Origin of the sequence: Gilliamella sp. wkB108 (assembly GCF_001690195.1) — a bacterium.
GTDB classification, from domain to species: Bacteria; Pseudomonadota; Gammaproteobacteria; order Enterobacterales; family Orbaceae; genus Gilliamella; species Gilliamella apicola_L.
The window spans coordinates 1-13,748 of record NZ_LZGM01000043.1 but is presented as its reverse complement, the minus strand read 5'-3'; the positions used below and the strand labels follow the sequence as shown (position 1 = coordinate 13,748).

10 protein-coding genes are annotated in these 13,748 nt (G+C 32.7%); all 10 read right to left on the bottom strand.

Annotated elements, in window-relative coordinates; all coding sequences use genetic code 11:
• Positions 1–217 precede the first annotated feature (217 nt).
• On the bottom strand, positions 218–1,696 hold the full coding sequence (locus tag A9G11_RS04655) for a DUF5605 domain-containing protein (protein WP_065618355.1): 1,479 nt from the start codon (positions 1,694–1,696) through the stop codon (positions 218–220).
• Between the two features lie 32 nt (positions 1,697–1,728).
• Positions 1,729–3,072, bottom strand: coding sequence for an MFS transporter (locus A9G11_RS04650; protein WP_065618354.1), 1,344 nt, complete (start codon positions 3,070–3,072; stop codon positions 1,729–1,731).
• An 83-nt stretch (positions 3,073–3,155) separates the two neighbouring features.
• Positions 3,156–4,148 (bottom strand): sugar phosphate isomerase/epimerase family protein, encoded by a 993-nt coding sequence (locus tag A9G11_RS04645; RefSeq protein WP_065618353.1) that lies wholly within the window; start codon positions 4,146–4,148, stop codon positions 3,156–3,158.
• A 64-nt stretch (positions 4,149–4,212) separates the two neighbouring features.
• Positions 4,213–5,703: an FGGY-family carbohydrate kinase gene (locus tag A9G11_RS04640; protein ID WP_065618352.1), complete on the bottom strand. Its 1,491-nt coding sequence runs from the start codon at positions 5,701–5,703 to the stop codon at positions 4,213–4,215.
• A gap of 3 nt (positions 5,704–5,706) precedes the next feature.
• On the bottom strand, positions 5,707–6,648 hold the full coding sequence (locus A9G11_RS04635) for a transketolase family protein (protein WP_065618351.1): 942 nt from the start codon (positions 6,646–6,648) through the stop codon (positions 5,707–5,709).
• Complete coding sequence (locus A9G11_RS04630) at positions 6,638–7,471, bottom strand: transketolase (RefSeq protein WP_065618350.1); 834 nt, start codon at positions 7,469–7,471, stop codon at positions 6,638–6,640. Before A9G11_RS04630 ends, A9G11_RS04635 begins: the two co-directional genes overlap by 11 nt.
• 845 nt (positions 7,472–8,316) lie before the next feature.
• The gene (locus tag A9G11_RS13975) at positions 8,317–8,946 is read right to left on the bottom strand and encodes a serine hydrolase (protein ID WP_255308527.1); all 630 of its coding nucleotides are present in this window, start codon (positions 8,944–8,946) and stop codon (positions 8,317–8,319) included.
• Between the two features lie 8 nt (positions 8,947–8,954).
• Complete coding sequence (locus A9G11_RS13970) at positions 8,955–9,482, bottom strand: serine hydrolase domain-containing protein (RefSeq protein WP_081298420.1); 528 nt, start codon at positions 9,480–9,482, stop codon at positions 8,955–8,957.
• Between the two features lie 651 nt (positions 9,483–10,133).
• The gene (locus A9G11_RS04620; RefSeq protein ID WP_065618349.1) at positions 10,134–11,729 is read right to left on the bottom strand and encodes a bifunctional aspartate transaminase/aspartate 4-decarboxylase; all 1,596 of its coding nucleotides are present in this window, start codon (positions 11,727–11,729) and stop codon (positions 10,134–10,136) included.
• 28 nt (positions 11,730–11,757) lie between these two features.
• Positions 11,758–13,458 (bottom strand): aspartate-alanine antiporter, encoded by a 1,701-nt coding sequence (gene aspT, locus A9G11_RS04615; protein WP_065618348.1) that lies wholly within the window; start codon positions 13,456–13,458, stop codon positions 11,758–11,760.
• Between the last annotated feature and the right edge of the window lie 290 nt (positions 13,459–13,748).

Here is a 13,748-nt window from a genome sequence, read left to right as displayed (position 1 = left end):
TTTTTACAATATACATTAAATAGAATTGTCTATTTTTATCTTATAAAAAATCTATTTGATAAATAATAGCTTTTGTATTGAGTAATATAATTTAAGATCCAACAACATAAATATACCAAGTGGTAATCAATTAAGTAGCAATTGAAACAACTTGAATTATCTTAACTGGCAATAGTTGTTCCTGAAAGAACAACTATTATTTTTTGAAAGTAATTTATTAAATCTTAGTCACTCGTAAAGCGATTTTCTGTTTGCTTTGTAACTGAACTTTATCCCCTTTTTTAACTACTTCTGGATAAGTTTCTATTGTCATGTTCCAAGTATCAATGATCTCTACTTTATATTGATGATGCTCATCTAACATTGTCATGTATTTAAAACCTGGTTGAGAATTACGCCAAAAATACATTAAGTAATAATCACTATTAACATGGCCAATAACGGTATCCCAATGTCCATCTGCTCGAATTGGCGTTAAACGTTTAACAGGTCCTTCTTCTATTATTTGACGTAAAAAAGCAATTCTTGCTGCACTTTGTCCTTTTAGGACACCACCATGTGACCACCAAATAATATCATCTTCGCTTAAAAAACTATCTCCATGAGTGGCATAACCACCAGCACATAAGATGCTCCAAAATAAATCAGTCATAGCTTCAGCATTAATATTCCCCCAACCTAAATCAACATTGCCTTCATAACGACACTCATCAATCATAATGGGTTTTTTAAATTGCTCTCGCCAAAAAGGGATAAACCACATATCATGATGTTGAATACTTGCATGTGTAATTTTAGGGTTAGTGTGATCATACCAATGCTTAGTTCCAGTGTAATGTTCATACCTAAACGGATCATGCCAATTATGATTGGAAATTAAATGATGATAAGGATCTTGGCTTGCAATAATATCCACCACTTTATCCCAAAATTCCATTGACTTATGAACTAATAAATCATACTCATTAGCTAATGACCACCAAACATTAGAAAAAGAGGATAATCTTGATACCAAATATTTAACATATCTAAAATCAACTTTTTCATCCATTTTAGAAAATCCCCAACGATCATATGGATGAAAAATAATGATATCGGCTTCTATTTTTAGTTGTCTAAGTTTCTCGATTTGCTGTTCTAATTTTCTGAAGAAAGAAACATTAAAAGTATCAAAATCAAAACCATCTTTGATATTGCCATGAAATGGAAACTCTTCAGGCTCTTTAAAATTATAAGTATAATGTTTGGGAAACACACACATTCTTATCTTATTAAATGGACTTTTAGACAACGTTTCTATTGTTTGATTTTGAATTTCGGGTAATTGATAATTCCAAACATAAGCGGTAGTTCCAAATGGATAGTAAGGCTCATTATTATCAAATTTAAAATGGTATGTTTCGTCTACTCTAACTACTCCTTTAATATTTTCGTTATCATTTATAATACATTCAAAATGACCAGTAATACCATTTAGTTCTGCAACATTACTTTTAATCACATAATTATAAACTCCGACTTTACTCGGCATAAAACGAACAATAAACACCCCATTATCATCATAAAAACCACTTACTTCGAACTCTTCATTTTGAGTTGTAATAATTGCAGTTATCTCGCTATTAATAAAATGTTTTTTATCGATAGTTGAATTAAAGGTTAACTCAATTCTATCCCATTGTTTAACAGTATTCATATACAAATCCCTTTATAAATTTTAAAACTTATTTAACTTCTTTGTTCTAACGCTACTTTTATTTCATTCATTTTGTGATCATTCAATGGGTAAAAACAGAGAAGAATAAATGAAAGGAAATGAAAGACAGCAGGTGCTACAGAAATAAGTAATAAAATAGAAAATGACGCATTTGGAGTGATATTATTAGTATCATATCCAGCTAACGCTAATGAAAAACCAACAATACCTCCAGCTATAGCAAAACCAACTTTTTGAGTAAATAATCCAGCGGCAGCCATAATTCCAGATGCTTTGACACTATATTTATATTCACAATAATCAGCACAATCTGATGGTAAAGCCCAACAAACAATAGAACCCAATTCAGCAAAAATGACTGATAGAATGATTAAGAATAAACCTAATGTTAATTGTTCAGGCGAAATGATTAGAATAGAAAGTGTTGCCAATCCACCAAATAAATTTGCATATTTATATAATTGAATATTCGATAATAATTTTTTCTTAATTAATTGAATTGCAATCATTGGAGCAATAATGCCGGCAATTGCAATTGCAGATAAAAATACTGAAACCATCTGTTCACTAGCATTGAGATAATATTTAACAAAATAGATTGCGACACTACCTTTCAATATAAATGCGACCGCTCCAGTAACATTAAAACCAACAAATAGCAACGTTGGCTTATTGGTGAAAATTATTTTCAACTGCATTCTTATTGATACTTTATCCTCACTATTAATGATAATTTTTTCTTTCGTACCTTTAAAACAAATAAATAGTAATAGTGAGGCTAAAATAGCAATACCTGACATTGAAACCAAATAGGCCTTAGCTTCATTAGCTTTACCAAAATAAGATACAGCAATTGGAACAACTGTAGAACACAACAACATAGCCGCTTTTGCTAAAGGGAAACGCCACGCATTAATTGCTAAACGTTCTTGAGGATCATTAGTGATAGCAGTTAAAAGTGCTACATAAGGTACTACCGTAAATGCATACATTGTTGTTAAGAAAAGATAAGTTACATAGACATAGATTAAATTTCCTGTCGAAGAGAAATTTGGTGCGATAAAAACCAATAAACAAGATAAACCATATGGAACAGAAAAATAGAGTAAAAACGGACGATACTTTCCATATTTGGTTGTTGTTCTATCTGCCATATTTCCCACAATAGGATCGATGAAGGCATCCCAAAGTCTGGCTACAATAAAGAGTAATCCCATTGCTGAAGCTGAAATTCCAACAATGTTAGTACAAAAATAAGGCAAAAACATCATGGTCATACCAAGAAAAATATTGGCTGATGCATCCCCTAAACCATAACTTATTTTTTCTGTTATACTAATTTTTTGTGACTTCATGAAATACCTCCATAAGTGACCCCTAAAATAACTTGATAATTAAACAGATGGTTATAATTAATATTTAAGAAATTAAGATCTGTTTAGATATCAGCAATCTCAGGTATTAATGCATTTTGTACAATTTTATGAACTGCAACAGGATCTTGTTTTGACTGTGCAATTTTTAATGCGTTTATATCTAATCGTTCTAATGAGTTATAAATATGTTTTAGGAAACGAATTGAGAGTTTTGCCGCCTCTACATGATTATCACGGAAAGGAAACTGATCTAATTGCCACACCCCTTGCCAATTATTTTTTTTAAGAACATAGAAAAATTCCATTAGCTCTACCATATGAATAGTTCCGGCCATTAAGTCATCATCCCAACCTCGTAAATTATCATTAACATCCATTGCCCATAACAGATCATGATCAATCAACATTTGTGCTGCAGCTGCTGGAGATTCCCCACCAAATAGGGCATGACCAAAATCTAATAACACCCCAACGTTATCAACGCCCATACGTTTAATGCCAAGAATTGTTTTAGCTGCTGAATCCCAAAACATTTTTGTTCTTGGTTCTCTAGGTTTGAACTCAATTACAAATTTTACATCCTTGTTAGCGTTGGCAAGATCACGCATGCCGTTAATCGCTAAATCCCATACTTCCTGATGATCAACTTGAAATGGATAATCCCATCCATCTTGTCCTGGCCAAACTTTGACATATTTTGCTCCTAATTCCCGAACCATATTTGCCGCTTCATTCATAAGATCGAATGCTGATTTTCTTGCTATTGGATCTGGATTTGTAAAAGCACCCTTACTCCACTCTCGTAAATAGACTTCAGGAGTAATACCAATTACTTTTAACCCTGTCTGAGCTAATGCTGTTTTTACTTGTGGTAATGTCACTCCCTCACTAAAAGGAAATGGAATATCAACATAAGATAAATCTGACACTTTTTTAGCCAAATAAATTTGTTCTATTGTACTAAGCGCTGGTCCATAACCATCAACTGCATAACGATCCACATAATTGGCAAAATTCCATAAACCTGCACCAAATTCTGGATAATTCGTTTTCATATTTGTAACCTCTAATCATTAATTAATATTTTCAACTAAATGATTCATATCATGTTTAAATCATCTATCTTTGCGTGTTATAACAACAACATTCAACAGCGTTTTGCCATAATTGATAATCACGCTGAATATTTATTGCTTTCTCTTTTCTTGGAAGAATTTCTTCTACATTTTGTGGTAAAGAAGCTAGTTTTTGATTACTCCACCACTGCAATGTTTTACCTGCTAAATAAGCTGCACCTAAAACTGATACCTCCGCATTTAAATTACGTATTAATTTCCGTTGTAATAAATCTGCCTGAAATTGCATTAGCCAACTATTTTTAGTTGCACCTCCATCTACATAAAGTTGAGAAAATTTAGCCCCTGATACTTTTTCCATTGCAAAAAATACATCGGCAATTTGATAAGCAATTGATTCCAATGCTGCTCTTGCAATATGTGAAGTCGTGGTTGAATCAGTTAATCCACAAAGCAATCCTTTTGCACTTAGATTCCAATGTGGCGCTCCTAATCCAGCCAGAGCAGGAATAAAAAACACGCCACCATTAGAATCAACGGATAATGCTAAATCTGTAAGTTTTTCAGAGGAATTAACCCCTAACACTTTACCAATCCATGAAAAACCAGCGCCTGTATGAGTAATATTTCCTTCGAGGGCATATTTCAAATTTCCATCATGCCAAGCAATAGTTGTACTTAATTCTTTTGTCTTTATTGATGGATCATTAATCAAACTAATTAAAGAGGAACCTGTACCATAGGTTGCTTTTACTGCATGAAGATCATTTTTACATTGTCCATATAACGCCGCATGAGAATCACCAACTAATGCAACTATTGGTGTACCTTCGGCTAAATCTAAATTTGTATGTTTACCACAATAACCATGAATAAATGATGAAGGTTGCACTTTGGGCAAACATTTTTTAGGAATTGAAAACAGAGCGAGTAACTCATCATCCCATTCACGTTTGTGAATATTAAATAGTTGTGTTCTTGATGCATTGGAATAATCTGTCGAAAAATATTTCCCATTAGAAAGCTTCCAATTAAGCCAGCAATCTACCGTGCCAACACATAACTCACCATTCAATGCTCTTTGATAACCATTTGGAATTGACTTTAATAAACAACTAATTTTGGTGGATGGAAATAACGGATCTATAGATAACCCAGTCTTAGCTTGAATAAATGCATTTTTTGATTGTTGATTTAATTTCTCACAAATTTCTAGAGTTCTTCTATCCTGCCAAATAACAAGTGGTGTAATGGTTTTACCTGTTGTTTTTTCCCAAATTAGAATGGATTCTCTCTGATTAGTTATTGCTACACCTTTTACATCCCACGCAGGTATATTTTTTAAACATTCCTGAATACAAAAACATACTGCCGCCCAAATTTCATCTGGTGATTGTTCCGCATATCCTATTTCTGGATGAACTAATTGTAATGGTTTTGCAGATTTTGAAATAATTACACCACTTTGGTCTACTGCAATCACTTTTACATTCGTTGTTCCTTCATCTATTGATAAAATTATTGGCGTTTTCATGCACTATTCCTTGATTAATTTTTCAACTAAATGGCAAATACTATTTGCATCCAAACCATGATAATTACGTAAAGATGAACGATCAGCGGCAAGTGCATATTGACCATCAGGAATACCTAAGCGATGAATTGGGATCCCAATACCTATTTCAGATAAAACTTCACACACTAAACTCCCTACTCCACCATTAATATTATGTTCTTCAACTGTAATAATATGATTCATATGAGATAGCTCTGATACAAGATGGGTTTTATTGCACGGACGGATAGAAGATAAATTAATAACAGAGACGAAAATTCCCCTTTTTGATAATAACTTTTCTGCCTCAACAATTTCATAAACAGTTGAACCAGTTGAGACCAGTGCTATTTGCTTACCTCTTTTTAAAACATCTATATTGCCTGGTTTGAATTGATAATTTTTATCATGTAGATAGGGTAATTCTTTTCCATCTAAACGAACGTAAACAGGTCCATTATGCTCTAACACATAATCAATTATTTGTTCACATTCTTCCGGACATGATGGCGCATATATTTCAATATTTCCAAATCCTCGCATTATAGAAATATCATCAATACAATGATGAGTACTAGCTAAAGGCCCATAGCTTGCACCTGAATTTAACCCCATCAATTTAACATTAGTATTGTTATAACAAATATCGACTTTAATTTGTTCATTTGCTCTTGATATAAGAAAAGGTGCAGCATTACATGTCACGGGGATTTTTCCCGCAAGAGCTAATCCAGCGGCACTTCCAACCATAGTTTGTTCGGCAATTCCAACATTAACAACTCGATCTGGATACAATTCCATAAAATCATTGATTTTAGCTGTTGATGTTGAATCAGCGACCACTGCAATAATATCTTTTCCGTTTTTAACGGCAGAAATTAATCGTTCAATTAATACATTAGTTAAATGTTTCTTATTGTTCATCTTTTAATTCCTCTAATGCTAATTCAATTTCCTTACCTTTAGGTGTTCGATGATGCCATTCAGGTTTACCTTGAATAAACGAAATGCCAGCCCCTTTCTCAGTGTGTGCTATAATTACGTTGGGTTTTCCTTGTCTTTGTATGTTTTCAAGTGTATTAACTATTGATGTCATATCATTCCCTTTACACTCCACAACATTTAAGTTAAAAGCACGCCATTTATCGGCTAAAGGTTCCGTATTCATGATGTCTTTGGTTGCACCAGCTAATTGCAACTTATTTTTGTCATTGATAATCACTAAATTATCTAATTTATAATGAGCAGCAACTAAAGCCGCTTCCCAATTACTACCTTCATCCAGTTCGCCATCACCAGTTAGCACATAAATTGTCCTTGATGAGTTATCTTTTTTAGCGGCTAATGCTAAACCCACAGCGACAGGCAAACCGTGACCTAAGGCACCGGAACTTAATTCAACACCTGGTACTTTTTGTCGAACGGGATGTCCAGGTAATTGAGAATTTGCATATTGATAAGTTTGTAACCAACTCTCAGGAAAATAACCCGCTTCAGCTAAACAACAATATAAGCCACCAGCAGCATGTCCTTTTGACTGAATATAAATATCTCGATTTGGGTCATCTAAATTTTGAGGAGAACAATTTAAAATTCGAAAGTATAACGCTGTAACAATTTCAACTTGTGACAGATCTGCGCCAGTATGCCCTCCTGCAGGGCTATTTGCGTTTAAACAGATTATTTTTCTGCGTATATTTTTTGTTTTTTGAACAAGTGCATCAATTGATAATTGATAAGGATTCATATTTTCCCCTTTTTAGTTTTATTAGGTATTGAATATATATTCAACTATGAATTGTTATTCATAAATTAAAAATACCATTAATAAATAATAAAAAAAGGAAATACATGAAAAAATGTGAATTCGGTCACAATATATTTAAAGAGAAAAGACTTCTTTTATAACAGTCAAAGAGATTGTTATTTGCGAAATGATTTATTAGTACATCTAAATTTCATTGTACTTTAGGCTATTTAATTTATACTAACTACATGACACTTTACTTTGTAATATATTAATTTTATTAACTTTTTTCAAAAATGAGTACGTGAAGAAAAAATCAAGAGTAGTAACAATTATTGAAAACAGTAACGGGAAGTTTTTATTCATTAAAGAAATTGAAGATGACTATCTGATTTTACCTAGTGAGAAAAGAAGATAGTGTAGATTATATAAAGTCCCGTAAAAGAGAGCTACTTGAAGAATTAGCAATTAATGTACCTAGATTGCAATTTTTAGGATTAATCGGAAATTTCTTTATTTTAACTAAAATAGCATATTGAAGAAGCATTAGTTATTTTCAATGTAAATTATAATAATCAAATAATTAACTATAAAAAACAAATGAAAAGAGAATTATATTGGATTAACGTTAATAGTTATTCAGAAAAATTCATCTTCAAACCCAATCATCTTATAAATTTTTTAATATAAAAAAATATGATATACCAAAAGAATATATGTAATTATTTTACTAAAGAAAATCTATCCATATTATTTCCTACATAATATAAAACTTAGTTCATCATAATTGACTATAGTAAAATCAATTTACTTGAAATGATTTTACTATAATTGCCATAATTTAATTAAAGACAACGATAAACAGCCTCTTTTATCTTCATTGGGTAAAGGCCTGACATGCCTTCAATTGCTGTGTTTGTGAAGATGATCACACCTAATTCATGCTGTGGATCATAAAACCAATTATGACCATACACACCACCCCACTCGATTGTGCCTTTTCCTTGTGGCGATTGTGCAATATTGGGATTATCAAGTACCGCACCACCATAACCAAATCCCCAACCTGGTCCTTGAGTACTAAAGTCACTACTGATATAGCATTTTGCCATTTTATCAATCAATTTTTGTTTACTGATTTGATTGTTTATGGTAGTTAATGCAAGCAAAAACTGCATAAAATCAGGTGCATTTCCAACCATTCCACCACCAGCAGAATGATAAGCATGAGGATTAAAGATACGTTTAGGATCATAAGATAAAATGCCGTTATTCCATGATGCTCCCAATTGCATCAAATATGGACTTGGCATAGGTAATGGTTCTGGTGAAGCATCATAATAGTGGGTTACCAATTGATGATTATCAGATAAAGTAAATCCTGTATGCTGCATATTTAAAGGTTCAATTATTAATTTATTTATAATTGTTGCCAAAGGTTGCTGCATAGCAACAGACAATACTGCACCAAGCACATCTAAGGCTAATGAATAACCCCAATTAGTTCCAGGAAAATAAATAAGCGGGCTTGTGATAACCGTTTAAGATTTTCTTCTAAACTAATCGCTATTTGATCAAAACCATCAGAAATTTGCAGAGTATTATAAATACCTTTTCCATAAGGTTCGTCAAAACGATACTTTAATCCGGCACTGTGAGTCAGTAAGTGATGTAAAGTAATAATAGGTTGCTGACCATTTTTAAGCTTAGGTGTAAAAGTAGGAAGATAATCGGTAACAGGTGATTGTAAATTAAGAATACCTTGTTCAACTAAACATAACACTGCTGCAGTTACTATCGGTTTAGTCACTGACGACAATAAAAATACTGAGTCAGTCTGCATTGGGATTTTTTGTTCACGATTAGCATAACCACTGGCTTGTTGATAGACAATTTCCCTATTTTTAGCAACCATTACCACAGATCCAACAATCTGTTTGTTCCTTATGGCTTCCTGATTAACTTGGTTAATACTGTCAGATATTGCTGATGAAAAATAATTAATACTCATAAATATCCTTATATTTCAATATTATTTTCTATTGTGATAGATGTTAACTATATTAAATTCTTTAATAAAAGTTTCATTTTTGCAATAGCTAATATTAACATTGATCCCTAAATCATCTAATCAGTTAGTATTACTAAAGTTGAATGATTTTATACTAAAACCAAAATAAAAAAACACATCGGGTTAACGAATAAATAGGTGGCACTAAGTTCATGTGGATAGCTAACATTGCTATTTTGGCTAATCAACAGATAGATAATGACCAATTTAACTTAATTTTGTATAGACAAATCTATTAACTTCTTTATTGCTTTGTCTACATAAAATAACATTTAAAACAAAGAAAATAGACTAAATATAATGCATCAAAAAATGCTAACTAATTGTAAGTGTATACTAAAACCAACATAACTATCTAGAATAACTAATTATTAAAGTTTTGACAGACATATTATTGAGTAAATAATTAAGATTTTCTGATTCTATCACATCTAAAAGATATAAATTTTTCTACTTGATATAATCATTATTATTGCCCTCTTACCTTAAAAATTTAAACAATAACCACAAAAAAACCCTAGTGTACTAGGGTTTTGATTGATTTTAATCTATTAAATAAAAGCAATATAAAGCCTTCATATTTTAACTATTTTATTTATTTTTGGCTTTATACTCGTCATGATATTCTTGAGCAAGTTTACGCAATGATAAACCAATAGCTGCATACTGATACTCATTTAAGTTAGCTAATGAGGCTCGAGCTGAAGGGTGTTGCACCGCAAAACCTTTACCCGGTAAGAGTACCACTCCAGTTTCATCAGCAATTCTAAATAATAATTCAGTTGGATTCTTATTTTTTAAGATCCATTTAGCAAATTTATCGTCATACAATTGGCGACAAATACTTTCAAGATCGATGAGTGTATAGTATTCAACACTATTTTCATCTGACTGGTGCTGTAAACCTAAATGTTGATAAAGAGCAGCATCACGACGACGAATTAAATTTTTTAAAGTTGCTTTGTAGCTTTGATCTGTATCCATCATTTCACACAATGCAAATAGCACCATTTGTACTTGTTGAGGAGTAGAAAGTCCAGAAGTATGATTCAATGCAACAGCACGACTATCAGCGACTAAACGATCAATAAATTTTAAATTTTCTGGTTTAGTTACAATTGAGCTGTAACGTTTATTCAAAATATCTTTCGTTTTCTTTGGTAATGCTTTAATTGTTCTATCTATAACATTATCGCGTGTTGTTGCAATTACACCTAAACGCCAACCTGTAGCCCCAAAATATTTAGAAAATGAATAGACCAAAATTGTATTTTTTGGGCAAATGGCAAATAATGATCGAAAATCATCGGCAAAAGTACCATACACATCATCAGTCAAAATAATTAAATCAGGACGTTTTTTAACGATATCTGCAATAATTTTTAGGCTTTTATCGTCTATTTTTACTGAAGGTGGATTTGATGGATTGACTAAATAAAATGCTTTAATTGTTGGATCTTCTAATTTGCGTAATTCAGATTCTGGATATTGCCAGTTTAATTTAGGATCGGAGTTAACTAATACTTCAACTAATTGGTAATCGTTAAGTTCAGGGATTTCAAGATAAGGGGTAAAAATTGGTGCGCCAATAGCAATTTTATCGCCTTTTTGAATTAAACCATTCTCTTTCATTGAATTAAATATATAGGCCATTGCTGCTGTACCACCTTCAACGGCAAAGAGATCGATTTCATCGCGATGAAGATATTGCGCCCCCATTTGTTCTAAAACGTAAGCTTTTACCACCTCTTCACTGAAACGCAACATTCTATCAGGTACTGGATAATTACACCCTAAAATCCCCTCTACCATTTCTTGTAAAAAGGCGTTTTCGTCTAATCCAAGTTGATCGCGAATATAAGAGAAAGCTTTACCCAAAAATGCAACACCTGGCGTATCATAATTAAGGCGGACAAAATGTTCAAAACGACCAGTCAATCCAGCCTTAATTGGCATTCCACCCACACCTTCATTCAAATATGAATAAGACATTTCAGACTCTTGAGTCGCAAATACACCAAGTTGGAAAAAAGCTTGGCGAGGCCAAGTTGCTAAAAAATTAGGATTACCACGACCAGCATTTAACATAACCCGATCGGTATGGCTTTGTGCAAGTTTAATTAGGTTATCTTTTAATTCAAAAGGACTTAAATTAGCATATTGAGCATAATCTGTTTTATTTTTCATAATCAGGATCCTTAATTTGACATTTCAATTAAACAAAAGCAACAACCAATGGACCTAACAAAGTTAGGAAAACATTAGCTAAAGCATAAGTAATAGCAAAAGAGTTGGTTGGTGTAGAGTTACCGGCTTTATTAAGTACTTCACCGAAAGCAGGATTTGCACTGCGCGCACCAGCTAAAGCACCGGCAAATACAGCTGCATTTTTATAACCAAGTACATACTTACCAAAATAGATAGCAAGTAACATAGGCAATAAAGTAACGACTATTCCGATAAGAAAGAGGGACAAACCTTGTTCCCGAATTGTATTAATCGCTTCAAGTCCAGAACTTAAACCTACGACCGCAACAAAGCCAGCCAGACCAAAGTCTTTTAATAATTGAACCGCACCGGCTGGAATATTACCCACGGTTTGGTGAAGTGAACGATACCAACCAAATAGTAAACCAGAAAGAAGAGCGCCCCCACCTGCACCAAGAGTGATAGGAATACCGCTGACGCGAATTACAATTAAACCAATAATAAGCCCAACAACTAATCCTAAACCATGAAATATCCAGTCAGTTTTTTCACTTTTGGTAATTGGCGCCCCAATTTTATCAATGACACGTTTCAAATCACCATCAGCACCATAAATAGTAATAATGTCACCGAGTTGTAAATGTATATCATCATTAAGAGCAAGAGGCTGACCATCACGATGAATAGCAATAAGGTAAATGCCATGTTTTAATTTCATTACCTCATCTGAAGAGAGTACTTGTGTTAAACTCTCACCTACATAGCGTGTATTACGCATTTCAACATCTTGCGTGTTCATAACCACATCCATACCTGAAGCTGAGTTAACCTCAGTACCAAGTAAGTCATGTGCTTTAATCATTACATCACGATGCCCTACAACTAAAATGATATCTCTGTTTTTTAAAACAGTATCAGGCATAGCTTCAATAATTTTATTACCACGTTTAATGCGCTCAACACTAATTCCATTAACCTTTTGTTCAATTTGAGCAACAGTTTGGTTATTTTTATTGGTAATACGATAAAGACGCCCACTAATATCAGATAGTGCTAAATTTTGATTACTACCCAATAAAAGCGAACCATTAAGTTGTTCAGCTTGAGCCTTAATTGCATCATCACTAATATCTCGCCCCATTATTTTTGGCAAAATATTAACACATACAATAATTGCACCAAGTGAACCAAATATATAAGTTACTGCATAACCAATAGTTACATTACCTTGTAACTTACTGAGTTCTTCTGGGTTCAAACCGAGCTGAGATAATGCATCAGAAGCGGTACCCATAATTGCTGACTGTGTTAAGCCTCCGGCAGCTAAACCAGCTGCAAGACCTTTGTCTAGATGGAATACTTTAGCTAAAACAACAACAGTAACAAAACCAGCTACTGCAATAAACAGTGCTAAAAAGATTTCTCGCAATGTTTTAACACCAAGCGAACGGAAAAACTGAGGGCCACTTTCATAACCGACAGCATAAATAAATAATGCAAAAAGAACCGCTTTCACACCGGCGTCAATTGTGACACCAAAAACACTTAACCCAACAGCGACAAGTAATGAACCTGCAACACCACCAAGTTGAAATTTACCAATTCGAATACCACCAATTAAATACCCTAAACTTAAAGATAAAAACAAAAGGATTTCAGGTGAATGTTTAAGTCCATCTAAAATCCAGTTTAAAAGCCATTGAAACATAATAATTGTCCTCAAGCGTAACGAATTAAGATTTAAGAAAAATTTGTAAGGGTGTTTGAACTATATGAACTATATTTGAACTAAAAATGTATCCATTTTGGAGAAATTAATTATGAATACATTTTCATAATAAACTGCAATTCAAATAATAGATAGTTATTTTTAACAATTGATATCAATATCAGAAAACAGATGATGAAGGATTTTTTTAATTTAAAGATGAATTACGCTAGAATAAAAATAATTAACAATGAAAATAGTTATTTTATTCAATTAGATAAGGATAAGAT

Coding starts and splice junctions, on each gene's coding strand:
- A9G11_RS04620 (WP_065618349.1), bottom strand. CDS start 11,729: ATGAAAAATAAAACAGATTATGCTCAATATGCTAATTTAAGTCCTTTT.
- A9G11_RS04650 (WP_065618354.1), bottom strand. CDS start 3,072: ATGAAGTCACAAAAAATTAGTATAACAGAAAAAATAAGTTATGGTTTA.
- A9G11_RS04630 (WP_065618350.1), bottom strand. CDS start 7,471: ATGAATCCTTATCAATTATCAATTGATGCACTTGTTCAAAAAACAAAA.
- A9G11_RS04655 (WP_065618355.1), bottom strand. CDS start 1,696: ATGAATACTGTTAAACAATGGGATAGAATTGAGTTAACCTTTAATTCA.
- A9G11_RS04640 (WP_065618352.1), bottom strand. CDS start 5,703: ATGAAAACGCCAATAATTTTATCAATAGATGAAGGAACAACGAATGTA.
- A9G11_RS04635 (WP_065618351.1), bottom strand. CDS start 6,648: ATGAACAATAAGAAACATTTAACTAATGTATTAATTGAACGATTAATT.
- aspT (WP_065618348.1), bottom strand. CDS start 13,458: ATGTTTCAATGGCTTTTAAACTGGATTTTAGATGGACTTAAACATTCA.
- A9G11_RS04645 (WP_065618353.1), bottom strand. CDS start 4,148: ATGAAAACGAATTATCCAGAATTTGGTGCAGGTTTATGGAATTTTGCC.
- A9G11_RS13970 (WP_081298420.1), bottom strand. CDS start 9,482: ATGAGTATTAATTATTTTTCATCAGCAATATCTGACAGTATTAACCAA.